The sequence below is a fragment of the Streptomyces sp. NPDC002888 genome, from assembly GCF_042888465.1.
In the GTDB taxonomy this organism is placed as follows: Bacteria; Actinomycetota; Actinomycetes; order Streptomycetales; family Streptomycetaceae; genus Streptomyces.
Genome location: NZ_JBIAPU010000029.1, coordinates 42,484 through 55,906, shown reverse-complemented (window position 1 = coordinate 55,906; position 13,423 = coordinate 42,484). Strand labels below are relative to the sequence as shown.

General features: G+C 71.6%; 13 protein-coding genes. 7 read left to right on the top strand and 6 right to left on the bottom strand.

Annotated elements, in window-relative coordinates; translation table 11 throughout:
- The first annotated feature begins 76 nt into the window (after positions 1-76).
- Both tuf and ACFYWX_RS36215 read left to right on the top strand, forming a co-directional pair.
- Positions 77-1,246 carry an elongation factor Tu gene (gene tuf, locus ACFYWX_RS36220; RefSeq protein ID WP_389429093.1) on the top strand — a complete coding sequence of 390 codons (1,170 nt, stop codon included), beginning with the start codon at positions 77-79 and terminating at the stop codon, positions 1,244-1,246.
- A 155-nt stretch (positions 1,247-1,401) separates the two neighbouring features.
- A complete protein-coding gene (locus tag ACFYWX_RS36215; RefSeq protein ID WP_389429187.1) occupies positions 1,402-2,193 on the top strand; it encodes a spermidine synthase in 792 nt (263 codons plus the stop codon).
- Here ACFYWX_RS36215 and ACFYWX_RS36210 read toward each other — a convergent pair.
- From ACFYWX_RS36210 to ACFYWX_RS36200, 3 genes are all read right to left on the bottom strand, one after another.
- On the bottom strand, positions 2,155-3,465 hold the full coding sequence (locus tag ACFYWX_RS36210; RefSeq protein WP_389429092.1) for an MFS transporter: 1,311 nt from the start codon (positions 3,463-3,465) through the stop codon (positions 2,155-2,157). The genes ACFYWX_RS36215 and ACFYWX_RS36210 overlap by 39 nt on opposite strands.
- 75 nt (positions 3,466-3,540) lie before the next feature.
- Positions 3,541-4,551 (bottom strand): hypothetical protein, encoded by a 1,011-nt coding sequence (locus tag ACFYWX_RS36205; RefSeq protein ID WP_389429091.1) that lies wholly within the window; start codon positions 4,549-4,551, stop codon positions 3,541-3,543.
- A gap of 78 nt (positions 4,552-4,629) precedes the next feature.
- On the bottom strand, positions 4,630-5,694 hold the full coding sequence (locus ACFYWX_RS36200; RefSeq protein WP_389429090.1) for a hypothetical protein: 1,065 nt from the start codon (positions 5,692-5,694) through the stop codon (positions 4,630-4,632).
- Between the two features lie 87 nt (positions 5,695-5,781).
- Here ACFYWX_RS36200 and ACFYWX_RS36195 point away from each other — a divergent pair, with 87 nt between their 5' ends.
- Positions 5,782-6,219, top strand: a complete 438-nt coding sequence (locus tag ACFYWX_RS36195) for a DUF4442 domain-containing protein (protein WP_389429186.1) — start codon at positions 5,782-5,784, stop codon at positions 6,217-6,219.
- A 61-nt stretch (positions 6,220-6,280) separates the two neighbouring features.
- Here the strand turns inward: ACFYWX_RS36195 and galU are convergent, their stop codons facing one another.
- Positions 6,281-7,258, bottom strand: coding sequence for a UTP--glucose-1-phosphate uridylyltransferase GalU (gene galU, locus ACFYWX_RS36190; protein ID WP_389429089.1), 978 nt, complete (start codon positions 7,256-7,258; stop codon positions 6,281-6,283).
- 359 nt (positions 7,259-7,617) lie between these two features.
- Here galU and ACFYWX_RS36185 point away from each other — a divergent pair, with 359 nt between their 5' ends.
- Positions 7,618-9,522 (top strand): RICIN domain-containing protein, encoded by a 1,905-nt coding sequence (locus tag ACFYWX_RS36185; RefSeq protein ID WP_389429088.1) that lies wholly within the window; start codon positions 7,618-7,620, stop codon positions 9,520-9,522.
- A gap of 128 nt (positions 9,523-9,650) precedes the next feature.
- Positions 9,651-10,295, top strand: a complete 645-nt coding sequence (locus ACFYWX_RS36180) for a DedA family protein (protein WP_389429087.1) — start codon at positions 9,651-9,653, stop codon at positions 10,293-10,295.
- A gap of 93 nt (positions 10,296-10,388) precedes the next feature.
- On the opposite strand, the gene ACFYWX_RS36175 is transcribed toward ACFYWX_RS36180, so the two are convergent.
- The gene (locus ACFYWX_RS36175) at positions 10,389-10,919 is read right to left on the bottom strand and encodes a gamma carbonic anhydrase family protein (RefSeq protein WP_389429086.1); all 531 of its coding nucleotides are present in this window, start codon (positions 10,917-10,919) and stop codon (positions 10,389-10,391) included.
- Positions 10,920-11,023: 104 nt separating this feature from the next.
- Between ACFYWX_RS36175 and ACFYWX_RS36170 the strand changes: the two genes are divergently transcribed.
- Complete coding sequence (locus ACFYWX_RS36170) at positions 11,024-11,821, top strand: acyltransferase (RefSeq protein ID WP_389429085.1); 798 nt, start codon at positions 11,024-11,026, stop codon at positions 11,819-11,821.
- 52 nt (positions 11,822-11,873) lie between these two features.
- Here the strand turns inward: ACFYWX_RS36170 and ACFYWX_RS36165 are convergent, their stop codons facing one another.
- On the bottom strand, positions 11,874-12,731 hold the full coding sequence (locus tag ACFYWX_RS36165; RefSeq protein WP_389429084.1) for a DMT family transporter: 858 nt from the start codon (positions 12,729-12,731) through the stop codon (positions 11,874-11,876).
- Between the two features lie 109 nt (positions 12,732-12,840).
- Between ACFYWX_RS36165 and ACFYWX_RS36160 the strand changes: the two genes are divergently transcribed.
- The gene (locus ACFYWX_RS36160; protein WP_389429083.1) at positions 12,841-13,413 is read left to right on the top strand and encodes a helix-turn-helix domain-containing protein; all 573 of its coding nucleotides are present in this window, start codon (positions 12,841-12,843) and stop codon (positions 13,411-13,413) included.
- Positions 13,414-13,423 lie beyond the last annotated feature (10 nt).

Genomic DNA, 13,423 nt, shown 5'->3' with positions numbered 1-13,423 from the left:
GGGGTCCCCGTTCCGGCCGCGTCCCAACGCGCCGGGGCCATCACTCAGCACCACTGAGAGGCTTCGAGGTACCGCCATGTCGAAAACGGCGTACGTACGCACCAAACCGCACCTGAACATCGGCACGATGGGCCATGTCGACCACGGCAAGACCACCCTGACCGCCGCCATCACCAAGGTCCTCGCCGAGCGGGGCTCCTCCGCCTTCGTGCCGTTCGAGCGCATCGACCGCGCGCCCGAGGAAGCGGCGCGCGGCATCACCATCAACATCGCGCATGTCGAGTACGAGACCGACACCCGGCACTACGCGCACGTAGACATGCCGGGCCACGCCGACTACGTCAAGAACATGGTCACCGGTGCCGCACAGCTCGACGGGGCGATCCTCGTCGTCTCCGCGCTCGACGGGATCATGCCGCAGACCGCCGAACACGTCCTGCTCGCCCGGCAGGTGGGCGTCGACCACATCGTCGTCGCCATCAACAAGGCAGACGCGGGCGACGAGGAGCTCACCGACCTCGTCGAGCTGGAGGTCCGTGACCTGCTCACCGCGCACGGCTACGGCGGCGACTCCGCGCCCGTCGTACGGGTCTCGGGGCTGAAGGCCCTGGAGGGGGACCCGCGGTGGACGGCGTCGATCGACGCGCTGCTCGACGCGGTGGACACCTATGTGCCGATGCCCGAGCGGTATCTCGACGCGCCCTTCCTGTTGCCGGTGGAGAACGTGCTGACCATCACCGGGCGGGGGACCGTGGTGACCGGTGCGGTCGAGCGGGGGACGGTACGGGTGGGTGACCGGGTCGAGGTGCTCGGCGCGGGCGTGGAGAGTGTCGTGACCGGGCTCGAGACCTTCGGCAAGCCGATGGAGGAGGCGCAGGCCGGGGACAACGTGGCGTTGCTGCTGCGGGGAGTGGCGCGGGACGCGGTGCGGCGGGGGCATGTGGTCACGGCGCCGGGGAGCGTCAGTCCGAGTCGTCGGTTCTCGGCGCAGGTGTATGTGCTGTCGGCGCGTGAGGGGGGTCGTACGACGCCTGTCTTCACCGGGTACCGGCCGCAGTTCTACATCCGGACCGCGGATGTGGTCGGTTCCGTGGATCTGGGGGAGGTGGCGGTCGCGCGGCCCGGGGAACGGGTTGTCATGGCCGTGGAGCTGGGGCGGGACGTTCCGTTGGAGCCGGGCCTGGGCTTTGCGATCCGTGAAGGCGGTCGCACGGTGGGCGCGGGGACCGTGACGTCCGTTCTGTGAGGATGGCTGGTGCGCGTGGGGGACTGCGGGGCCGTTGTGGCTGGTCGCGCAGTTCCTCGCGCCCCTTCAGGGCGCTGCAGCACAGGCACAATGAAGAAGTGAACGACGAGCCCATTCCCGTCTCCCGTGCCGTCGATTTCGGCACCGCCAAGCTCATGCCCGACGTCGATCGGGAGCGGGCTTGGCTGTTGACCGTCGACGGGGCGCCGCAGTCGTATGTCGACCTCGACGAGCCGGCGCATCTGGAGTTCGAGTACGCGCGTCGGCTCGGGCACGCGCTGGATGTCGTGGCGGAGCCGGGGGCGCCGCTGGACGTGCTGCACTTGGGCGGCGGTGGGCTCACCCTGCCCCGGTATGTCGCCGTGACCCGGCCCGGGTCGCGGCAGGACGTCGTGGAGGCCGACCGGGGGCTGCTGGAGCTGGTCGCCGAGCATCTGCCACTTCCGGGGGGCGCGGATGTGACGGTGCACGCGGCGGACGCCAGGGCCTGGCTCGAAGCAGCGCCGGACGACTCCGCCGACGTCCTCGTCGCCGACGTCTTCGGCGGGTCACGGGTTCCGGCGCATCTGACGTCGGTCGCCTACGCCCGGGAGGCCGTACGGGTACTGCGCGACGCCGGCGTCTACCTGGCGAACCTCCCCGACGCGGCGCCCTTCGCGTTTCTGCGGTCCCAACTGGCCACGCTCGGCACGGTGTTCGCCGAGCTCGCGCTCATCGCCGAACCCGGTGTGCTGCGCGGGCGCCGCTTCGGCAACGCGGTGCTCGTCGCGTCGCACCATCCCGTCGACACGGCCGCCCTGGTCCGGCGCACCGCCTCCGACGCCTTCCCGGCCCGGGTCGAGTACGGGCCCGGGCTGCGGGAGTTCATCGGCGGGGCACGGCCGGTGCGGGACGAGGACGCCGTACCGTCACCCGAGCCCCCCGACGGGGCGTTCGGCATCGGCTGACCCGTTCTCGGTGCCGGACGCGGCCCGGGCCACGTGCTTGGTGCGCAGGGTCAGGTTCCGTACGTCCGGCACGCACAGGGCCGCCGCCGTGACCACCACGACCAGGGCCGCGCAGCCCCACAGGGCCGCCGTCCGCCCGAACGCCAGCTCCGCCGGGCCCGCCATCGCGGTCGCCAGCGGCACCAGGGCGACGGAGCCGAACCAGTCGTAGGCGGAGACCCGGGAGAGCTTGTCCTCCGGGATCTCCTGGTGGAGGGCGGTCATCCAGGACACCCCGAACACCTCCAGCGTCACGCCGGTGAGGAACATCACCGCGCACAGGACGCCGACGGGCACCGGCACGGCGAGCGCGGCGGACGGCAGGGCCAGCGGGAAGACGCAGAGGGTACCTGCGAGCAGCAGGCGGCGCGGCTTCCAACGGGTCATCAGCAGTGCGCCCGCGACCGTGCCCGCTCCGAAGCACCCCAGGGCCAGGCCCCAGGGGCCCGCCCCGCCCAGGTGGTCGCGGGCGATGAGGGGGCCGTAGACCGCTTCGGCGGCGCCGACGACCGCGTTGGCGACCGAGAACTGCACGACGATGCCCCACAGCCACGGCCGGCCCGCGAACTCCCGCCAGCCCTCCCGGAGGTCGGAGAGCAGCCCGCCCCCCGGCTCTCGGGGCGGGATGTGGCTCACGTCGAGGAACGAGCGCAGCGCGCCGGCGACGGCGAACGCTGCCGCGTCCGCCGCGAGAACCCAGCCGGGGCCGAACGCGGCGACCATCACACCGCCCAGGGCCGCGCCGCCGAGGGCAGCTCCCTGCATCGCCATCCGGAACACGGCGAACGCGCGGCCCGCCTGCTCCCCGTCGACCGTGGACATCAGCATGCCCTCGGCGGCCGGGCTGAAGAACGCCTGGCCGGTGCCGCCGAGCGCGGTCAGCAGCATCATCTGCCACAGCTGCGGCTCGCCCGCCAGGACGAGCGTCGCGAAGGCCGCCTGCGAGAGGCAGTTGAGGGCGTTGGCCGCGACCATCACGCGGTGGCGGGGCAGGCGGTCCGCGACCGCGCCGCCGATCAGCAGGAACAGCACCAGCGGCAGGGTGCGGGCGGCGGCCACCAGGCCCACGTCGCCGCCGTCGCCGCCGGCGTCCAGCACGGCGAACGCGGCGGCGATCAGCGAGCCGTGGCTGCCGAGGTTGGTGACGACCGCCGCGGCGGTCAGCAGACTGTAGTTGCGCCCCGCCCAGGCGGGTCTGCGCGGGCGGCGGGGGGAGTCGGCGGCTGAGGTCACCGGCCGACTATCCCTGCCCGGGCAGGGAAGTGCCAAACGGTTTGCGCGCTCAGCGGTTCACCCGGTTCGCGCGGATCACTCCGTCGGCTCTCCGGACAGCCGGACCGTGCTGAGGATCTTCATGATCGTCTCGTTGGAGAGCTCGTCCTTCACTCCCTTGGCGCCGTACAGGTTCCACGAGACGAAGTCACCGGCGGAGTTCTTGAAGCCGAACGTGATGGCCTTGCCGTCACTGTCGCACTTGCCGTTCTGGGGCGTGTTGTTCGACTGGCCCCAGGCGTAGCTGCCCTTGATGCCCGAGGTGGTCGTGTAGGGCGTGGCCTTCTCGGGGAAGGTGATGCTCTTCTTGTCCGGCTGGGTGTAGCCGCCGTAGACCCACACGGGCGCGGTGTTGATCGCGATCTCGTCGGTGTTCTTGGCGCCGGAGGCGCCCTTGCTGCCCACCATGGCCAGCGGGGTGTTGTCGGTCCTGCCGTCCTTGTCGTCGTCGGACGTGCACCACTTGGACTTGAGTTCGGCGGTGGCCGACATGATGATCGCGTCGTCCTTCACGCCCTCCAGGTCGAAGCCCTGGCTGAGGCCGACCTTCTGGACCTCCCAGTCGGCGGGCACGTCGAAGGCGACGCCCCGCTTGGGGTTCACGACGACCTTCCAGCCCGCGATGGTCGCCTTCTCGGCCTCGCCGCCCCGCGGGTTGTCGTCCGTTCCCGAACCCGTGGCCGTGTCACTCGGTGACGCGGCTACGGACGGGCTCGCGCTCTCGTCGGCCTTGGCGGGGGTGTCCTCGTCACCGCCCAGGACCAGGAAGCCGGTGACACCGGCGGCCACGACGACGGCCGCGGCCGCCACGATCGCGACGAGCTTCGTCCGGTTGCCGCCACCGCCGCCCTGCGGCGGCTGGGGCCCGCCCCCATGCGTCGGCGCGCCCCACTGCGGTTGCTGCGGTTGCTGCTGCGCATAGGGGTTGGGCTGCTGGAAGCCGGGCTGCTGGTACGGATTCGGCTGCTGGTATCCCGGCTGCTGGTACGGGTTGTTCTGCCCTTGCGGGTTCTGCTCGCCCCCGGGCGGCTGCTGTCCTGGCCACATGCGGAGAAACCATAGTGCCGTCCGGGACACGGATCGGTCACCGGCCCTTGTCAGGGACGTATCGAAGGATGTCCCGAACTACGAGCGGGTCTTGGGGAACTCCCGCACCGTGCTGAGGATTTTCTTCACCGTGGCGTCCGGAACCTCCTCCTCCACTCCCTCGGCGCCGTAGAACGACCAGGACGAGAAGCTGCCGTACTTGTTCTTGAAGGCGAACGTCGTCGCCTTGCCCGCGGTGTCGCACTTGTCCCGCACCTTCACGAGGATCGCGTGCGAGGTGGCGACGGTGCCCTTGAGGCCGGAGGCGGTGGTGAAGGAGGTCACCGAGTCCGTCTTGACGTTCTTGTGCTCCGGCTGGGCGTAGGCGCCGTAGGCCCAGTTCGCCGAGTCCTGCCTGGCGATCTGCTCCGTGCTCTTCGCGCCGTTGTTGCCGCGGGTGCCCGCATTGGCCAGCGCCGTGTACTCGACCTTGCCGTCCTTGTTCGCGTCCTGCATGCACCACTTGGACTTCAGGACGGCCGGGGCCCGCATGCCGACCAGCGGCTTCTCCTTCGGGTCGTCGTCCTCCGAGACGTACGTGACGTAATCCTTGGCCTGCGGCACCCAGTCGGCCGGCACGTCGAAGGCGACACCGAGGCCCGGGTTCACCACGACCTTCCAGCCGGCGACCGTGGGCTTCAGGGGGTCGCGGGACGTGGACGCGGAGGCGGACGGTGAGGCCTTCGACGTGGTCGGGCCCGGCGAGGCCTTCTTGTCGTCCCCCCCGCCCAGGAACATGACCCCGGTCACGGCCGCGGCCGCGACGACGACCACGGCCGCTGTGATCGCGATCACCTTCGTACGGCGGCTCCCGCCGTCGGAGGACTCGTAGTCGTAGTCCGGGGACTCCCACGGGGCGGGCGGCCGCTGGACGTACGGGGGCTGCTGGTAGCCGGGCTGCTGGGCGTCCGACCCGGGCTGCGGGTAGCCGTAACCGTAGCCGGGCTGCTGGGCCTCCGGGCCGGGCTGCTGCGGGTAGCCGTAGCCGTAGGCGGGCTGTTGGGCGTCCGGGCCAGGCTGCTGGGAACCGGGCTGCTGGTACGGATTCGGCTGCTGGGCCGGCTGATTCGGGTCGCCGGCCGGTGGTTGCTGTCCTGGCCACATGGGCGGAAATCATACGGCGGATCATCACACCGCCCTGGCCAGTCAACGCTACCCGTGGGTAACATCGCCGCCATGAGCGCAGACCAGATGTCCATCGGCGAGATGCTCGCCGCCACGGTGCCCATGGCCCGGACCCTGAACCTCGAGTTCCTGGAGACCTCGCCCGAGCGGGCCGTGGTCGCCCTGCCGGACCAGAGCGAGTACCACAACCACGTGGGCGGGCCGCACGCCGGTGCGATGTTCACGCTCGGCGAGTCCGCGAGCGGGGCGATCGTGCTCGCCGCGTTCGGCGACCAGCTCGCCCGCGCGGTGCCGCTCGCGGTCGGCGCGGAGATCACCTACAAGAAGCTCGCGATGGGCGCCGTCACGGCCACCGCCACCCTCGGCCGCCCCGCCACCGAGGTCGTCGCCCAGCTCGACGCGGGCGAACGCCCCGAGTTCCCGGTCACGATCGAGATCCGACGCGGTGACGGGGCCGTGACCGGCGAGATGACGGTGGTGTGGACGCTGCGTCCCAACGGCTGAGGGGCTCTGTCTGCCTCACTGCACGTCAGGGCCTCACTGCACATCACGGCCTCACCGCACATCAGGCCGCAAGCCGCTCGCGGTCTTCGTGGCCGCCGCCCTCCAGGCCCGCCACGAACTCCTTGAGCCAGGCGATGAACTCGGGTCCCAGATCCGGGCGTTCGCAGGCGAGGCGAACCACGGTGCGGAGGTAGTCGGCCTTGTCGCCGGTGTCGTAGCGCAGGCCGGTGAAGACGACGCCGTGGACGGTGTCGCCCGCGGCGAGTTCCTGGAGGGCGTCGGTGAGTTGGATCTCGCCGCCGCGGCCCGGCGGGGTGCGGTCGAGGACGCCGAAGACGGCCGGGTCGAGGACGTAGCGGCCGATGACCGCGTAGGCGCTCGGCGCGTTCTCTCGGGAGGGCTTCTCCACGAGCCCGGTGACCCGGACGACGCCCTCCTCCGCGGTCGGCTCCACGGCGGCGCACCCGTAGAGGTGGATCTGCTCCGGCGGGACCTCCATCAGGGCGACGACGCTGCCGGCGTACCGCTCGCGGACCTCCAGCATCCGGCTCAGCAGCGTCTCGCGCGGGTCGATGAGGTCGTCGCCGAGAAGGACTGCGAACGGCTGGTCGCCCACATGCTGGCGAGCGCACAGCACCGCGTGGCCGAGGCCCAACGGGTCGCCCTGCCGGATGTGGTGGATGTCGGCGAGCCGGGCCGGGTCGCGCACCGCGTCCAGCCGTACGGTGTCGCCCTTGGCCGCGAGCGCCTGCTCCAGCTCGAAGGCGTGGTCGAAGTGGTCCTCGATGGCCCGCTTGTGCCGGCCGGTGACCATCAGGATGTCGTCCAGGCCGGCCGCGGCGGCCTCCTCGACGACGTACTGGATGGCCGGCTTGTCGACGACCGGCAGCATCTCCTTCGGCGTCGCCTTCGTGGCGGGCAGGAAGCGTGTACCGAGCCCGGCGGCCGGGACGACGGCCTTGCGGACCGAAGAGAGCGAAGAGGCCGAAGAGGCCGAAGAGGCCGACGGCGGCGTGGATGAGGAGTGGGGGGTGATCATGCGGAGCATGCTGACCCACGGGGATGAGAGTGCGCCGAGAGTTGCATGGGAGTCCGCTGTGCGGCGGGCGCAAGTTGGAGATTTCGTGTGCCATCCGGCTTTTGGCGCACACGAGTTGGGCGCGACACCGGCGGCACATTTCGAATGAGGGCACGGATACCGCCGGTAACATATCTGAATTTCCCGCGTTTTGAACGTGGGTCACTCGAACTCCTTGTTTCTTGTGAGGCGCATGTGCGAAGGTGAGCCTCCCTTCGGGAAGGTCCAGGTCAGGCCAATAGGTACACACCAAGTGGGCCCCTGCTTTCCGAGGACGTGCCTTCCGTGCTCCGTCCTTCAGCTGGGAAGGAAATGGTTCAGTGCAGTCCCCCAACCCCCCACGACCGCCGTACCCGCCCCGCCCCGGCTGGACCCCCGGCGACTCCGACCGCAACCTCCTCGCCCAACTGGGCGCGAGTGGTGCGGGAAGCGGCCCGGGCGCCTGCGCGGTCGCGCTGCTGCTGGCGCGGCACTGGCGGGCGACGCTCGACTACGCCGTCGTCTGCCTCGCCTCGGCCGAGGACTCCGCCCGGATGGTGGCCACCGCCGCGTTCAACCGCGTCCTCGGCCGGGCGACGGGCGGAAAGGCCGGCGGTGCCCTGCGTCCCCAACTCCTCGTCGCCGTACGGGAGACGGTCCGGGAGTGGGCCGGGGACGAAGCGATTTCGACGGTCCTGCCGGAACTGCGCAAAACCGTGGGCGGCCGCGGACTGCGGGCGTCCGGGCGCGCGACGCTCGAAAAGCTGCAGATCGCCGAGAGGGCTTTCCGGTCCCTTCCCGGAGCCTCGCAATGCCTGTTGTGGCACACGGAGGTCGAGGCCGAACCCATATCCGTACCGGCCGGTCTGCTGGGCGTCGACATCGTCACCGCCTCGGCCGCCCGGGAACAGGCACGGGAACAATTCCGTTCGGGCTGCGTACGCGCCCACCGGGAACTCGCGCCGACCCCGGAATGCCGCTTCTACAACCGTCTCCTCGACGTTCCCATGCGCCGCGGCGGGGATCTGCTGCCGGATGTGCGCAAGCATCTGACGGAGTGCCGGTACTGCCGCCGGGCCGCCGAACAGCTCTCCCGTTTCGACGGCGGCCTGGAGGTGCTGCTCGCCGAGACGGTGCTCGGCTGGGGTGCCCGCCGCTATCTCGACTCGCGCCCCGGACGCGCCACCGAGCAGGACGGACCCGTGGGCGGCGCGACCACGCGCCCCGGCGGCGGTCGCCACCGCAGCGCTCACGCCCGCGTCCTCGACACACCACGCCGACACCCGAAGGCCGTCGCCGTGGGGGTCGGTCTGAGCACCCTCGCCCTCCTCGCGACCGTGCTCGTCGCCAAGGGCTGGTCCGAAGACAGCGGAACCCCCGGGCCCGGCATGACCTGGGGCGCGCCGGTCGGCAGCTCCGGCCGCGCGAGCACCACCGGCGAGCCGCCCCCGACCGGGTCCCCGACGGCCGCCTCCGCCGGGCAGTCCGGGGAGGTCGCACGCGGGCGGCTGCGCAGCCTCACCGACGGCCTGTGCCTCGACGCGCGCGGCGGCCGGGCCGAGGCCGGCGTGGGCACCGTGCTGGTCGAGTGCTCCTCCGCCGGATCACAGCAGTGGTCGTACCAGGACGACGGACTGCTCCGCAGCGCCGCCGACCCCACCCTCTGCCTCGACTCCGACACCGACCACAGGACGGTGACCCTCGCGGGCTGCCTGGTCCACTCCGGGGACGTCTCCTACGACCTCACCGTCCGCGGTGAACTCCTGCTCCGCAGCGCCAAGGGACTGCTCGTCGCTCCCCGACGTGCCGGGTCGCCCACGGGGGTCGTCGTCACGGCACGCGACGGGTCCCCGGAGCAGCGGTGGCAGCTGGAGCCGGGCACGGGCGCGGGCGCGGACGGAGGGCAGGACGCGGGCCCGAGACCACGGCAGCAGGACGAGCCGCGGGACCGACCGCAGGCGACCCCCTCCGCGGAGCCGCCGCGCTCCGTCGCACCGCCCGCCGACGAGCCCCCCGCACCCGCGCGACCGGCTCCGCCGCAGCCGGGCTACGAGCCGCGCGTCGCCCAAGTGGCCTGCTGCGACACACCCGGTCCGGCCGAACCTCCGGCCGCGCCGCCGGTCACTCTTCCGGTCACGCCTCGGGCTGCCGTGGGCGCCGTGGGCCAACTCCCCGCCGCCGTCGATGTACCCGGCCACGTGACCACGCTGCTCCGTTCGGTCCCGGGACGCTCGGACGACCGGTGAGGTGGCGGCCGACGTCCGGGCGATCCATGGGGCCCCGGAGCGTCCCGGTGACCGGGTAGGCTTCCCGGCGTGCGCCCACTCGGGCGCGCGCCGGGAATGCAGGGACGCTAAATCGGGAGGAACCGGCGGTGCACGTCCAGGAGTGGCTCGACACGGTGCCCGCGGCCGCCGTCTACGCCGTGGTGGGGCTGGTCATCGGTCTGGAGAGCCTGGGCATCCCGCTGCCGGGCGAGATCATCCTGGTCTCGGCTGCGCTCCTGTCCTCCCAGCACGCGGGCATCAACCCCGTGGTCCTGGGCGCGTGCGCCAGCTTCGGCGCCATCGTCGGCGACTCCATCGGCTACGCCATCGGCCGCAAGGGCGGGCGCCCCCTACTGGCCTGGCTCGGCAAGAAGTTCCCCAAGCACTTCAGCGAGGGGCACATCGCCACCGCCGAGCGGTCCTTCGAGAAGTGGGGCATGTGGGCCGTCTTCTTCGGCCGCTTCGTCGCCCTGCTCCGCATCTTCGCCGGCCCCCTGGCGGGCGTCCTGCGCATGCCGTACTGGAAGTTCCTCATCGCCAACGTCCTCGGCGGCATCCTCTGGGCGGGCGGCACGACCGCCGTCATCTACTACGTCGGCGTCGTCGCCGAGTCCTGGCTGAAGCGCTTCTCGTGGGTGGGGCTGGTACTGGCGGTGGCGATCGGTCTGACGTCGATGCTGGTCCTGAAGCGCAAGGCGAAGAAGGCCCAGGCCACGCAGCAGGAGCCGGAACCGGTCCCTGCCGGTGACTGAACGCGCCCCTTCAGGGGCGCGGGGCTGTGACATGTGCGGCTCCGCCGCGTGGGCGCGACCAGCCACACACAACCCGCAGACCGCGTACGACCATTACCCCCCGTGCACTTCCCGGTGCGCCCGAGCCAACTCCGCATACGACGTCCCGTTCAGCGTGACCCCCTGCCGCTCCTCCTCCGTCAACTCTCGCCGCACCTTCGCCGGCACCCCCGCGACCAGCGACCCCGGCGGTACCCGCATCCCCTGCGGCACCAACGCCTGCGCGGCGACGAGGGACCCCGCCCCGATCACCGCGCCGTTCAGCACCGTCGCTCCCATGCCGATCAGGCAGTCGTCCTCGACGGTCGCTCCATGCACCACCGCGTTGTGCCCGATGGACACCCGCTCGCCGACGGTCACCGGGAAGCCGGGGTCCGCGTGCAGTGTGCAGTTGTCCTGGGCGTTGCTGCTCGCGCCGACGGAGATCCGCTCGACGTCGCCGCGCAGCACCGCCCCGTACCAGACACTGGCGCCGGCGTGCAGCGTCACATCCCCGATCAGCGTGGACGTGGGTGCCACGAACGCCTCCGGATCCACCTTCGGGTCCTTGCCGCCGATGCCCATGATCAGCGCCTTCTGCGTCATCTCGCCTCCTGGTCGGTGATACACGGCACCGTACGCCACCAGTGGGGTGAAGATCACAGGGCTCCGGTCCCGTGGGCGGGGGACGCCCTGAGTACGGTGAGCGGGTGCCCAAGGACAAGAACACGTTCTCATCATGGCGGCGCCGCCTAGCGCAGCGCGCCGTCCACGCGGGCTGGGCCTGGGTGCAGCGCACGGGCTCGGTGACCGCCGAGCGCCCCGGACGCCTCCGGTTCGGCTCCCTCGGCACGGGTACGCGGCTCGCCTTCCCGCTCGGCACGGTCTTCGGTGAACCCTGGATCCACCTCGGCGCCCACTGCATCGTCGGGGAACAGGTCACCCTCACCGCCGGTCTGATGCCCGACCTCGACCTCGGCCCGGACCCGATCCTGAGCATCGGTGACGGTGTCGTCCTGGGCCGCGGGAGTCACGTCATCGCGGACACGACGGTCACCATCGGCAGCGACTGCTACTTCGGCCCGTACGTCTACGTCACCTCGACCAACCACTCCTACGACGACCCGCACGAGCCCATCGGCAAGCAGTGGCCCCGGATGGAGCCCGTGGAGATCGGCTCCGGGTGCTGGATCGGCACCGGGGCGGTGATCCTGCCCGGCGCGCGCATCGGGCGGAACGTGGTGGTGGCGGCCGGGGCGGTGGTCCGGGGCACGGTGCCCGACCACGCCGTGGTGGCCGGGGCGCCCGCCCGGGTCGTACGACGCTGGACGCCCGCCGAGGGCTGGCAGCCGCCGCTGCGGACCCCGGCACCGGTGCCGATCCCCGACGGGATCACCTCCGAGCAGTTGGTGGCCCTGTCCGAACTGGACGAGGAGACAGCCGCGAAACTGGCCGCCCTCGACGCCCGGGCCGAGGCAGGACTGCGCGGCCAGGGCCTCGAAGCCTGACACCCCCTGGGCCGGTCGTCGGTAGCCGACTCAGGGCTCCGGGCCTGTCGGCTCAGCCAGTTGCCAGGAGGAGTGTGCCCATCAGGGCCAGGCCCGCGCCCGCGGCCTGGACGGCCCGCAGCCGTTCGCTGAGGAAGCCGCGTGCGGCCAGGGCGGTCACCACGGGGTAGAGGGAGGCGAGCACGGCGGCCACGGTGACCGGGCCGTGCTGGGCGGCGATCGCGTACGTGCCGTTGGCGGCGACATCGGCGAGGCCGACGAAGGCGAGCGCCGGCAGTGAGCCCCAGCGGAAGCCGCCCACCGGGAGGGCGGGCGCGCCGCGCTGCACGGAGACGTAGAGGGCGGCGCCGCCCGCGGCCACGTTCGTCACGCGCTGCACGAAGAGGGCGAGGAAGAGGCCGGTGACGGTGGTCGACGCCTCGGCGATCAGCACGATCACCGTGCCGAAGCCGAGAGCCGAGACCAGCGTGAGGAGGATCGCCCGCCGCTGCACGGGTGCGCCTTTGAGCTGCGGCCCGCCGGCCAGGACGACCCCCGTGACGGCGACCGCGATGCCCGCGACCTGGAGCAGTCCCGGCCGCTCACCGAGCAGCAGCCCGATGGAGACCGGGACGGCCACACTCAGGGTCGCGAGCGGGGAGACGACGCCCATCGGGCCGAGCGCCAGCGCCTTGTAGAAGGAGAAGAGAGCGATCGGCCCCACCAGACCCGCCGCGAACGCGAACCACAGGAGCGGCCCGGCCTCGCTCCAGCCGCCCGTCGCCACCACGATCGCGCCGAGGACGGCCGCCGCGATGCCCTGCGAGACGACGACCACCGTCAGGGCGGGCGTTCGTCTGGCCAGCAGCCCGCCGCCGAAGTCGGCCAGGCCCCACAGGAGGCTGGTGGCCAGGGCGAAGAACGCGGTCACGGGCAGCCTCGCAGTACAGTTCGGTGGACGATCGGGTGCACCCCACCGTAGTGCATCATAATGAACTTCGTCATCAAATATATTGGACGGAACGAGTGGTGGACCCAACGTGTCGGACCTAGACCTGCTGACCCAGTCCCTGTCGCGCAACGTCAAGCACTGGCGTGCCGTGCGCGGCTTCACCCTGGATGTGCTCGCCGCCCGGGCCGGAGTCAGCCGGGGCATGGTGATCCAGATCGAGCAGGCCCGCACCAACCCGAGCATCGGGACCATCGTCAAGATCGGCGACGCGCTGGGCGTCAGCATCACCACCCTGCTCGACTACGAACGGGGCCCCAAGGTCCGGATCGTCCCCGCCGAGCGGGCCGTGAGGCTGTGGCACACCGAGGCGGGCAGCTACAACCGGTTGCTCGCGGGCGCCGAGGCACCCGGTCCGCTGGAGATGTGGGACTGGTGTCTGATGCCGGGCGAGAACAGCCCGTCGGAACCGCACCCCACGGGCACGGTCGAACTGGTCCACGTCACGGCGGGTGAGCTGACGCTGACCGTCGACGGCGTGGAGTACCTCGTCCCGACGGGCGCGAGCGCCACCTTCGAGGCCAATACTCCGCACACGTACGGCAATCAGGGCACCGTCCCGATGCTTTTGGTCATGGCCGTCTCGGTCCCGCCCGTGCAGTGAGCGGCTGTTA

Excerpts from the sequence above, each read along its gene's own strand:
- tuf (WP_389429093.1), top strand. The coding sequence starts at position 77 with ATGTCGAAAACGGCGTACGTACGCACCAAACCGCACCTGAACATCGGC.
- ACFYWX_RS36200 (WP_389429090.1), bottom strand. The coding sequence starts at position 5,694 with ATGTGGCCAGGACAGCAACCACCGGCCGGCGACCCGAATCAGCCGGCC.
- ACFYWX_RS36215 (WP_389429187.1), top strand. The coding sequence starts at position 1,402 with ATGCCCGACGTCGATCGGGAGCGGGCTTGGCTGTTGACCGTCGACGGG.
- ACFYWX_RS36175 (WP_389429086.1), bottom strand. The coding sequence starts at position 10,919 with ATGACGCAGAAGGCGCTGATCATGGGCATCGGCGGCAAGGACCCGAAG.
- galU (WP_389429089.1), bottom strand. The coding sequence starts at position 7,258 with ATGATCACCCCCCACTCCTCATCCACGCCGCCGTCGGCCTCTTCGGCC.
- ACFYWX_RS36195 (WP_389429186.1), top strand. The coding sequence starts at position 5,782 with ATGTCCATCGGCGAGATGCTCGCCGCCACGGTGCCCATGGCCCGGACC.
- ACFYWX_RS36205 (WP_389429091.1), bottom strand. The coding sequence starts at position 4,551 with ATGTGGCCAGGACAGCAGCCGCCCGGGGGCGAGCAGAACCCGCAAGGG.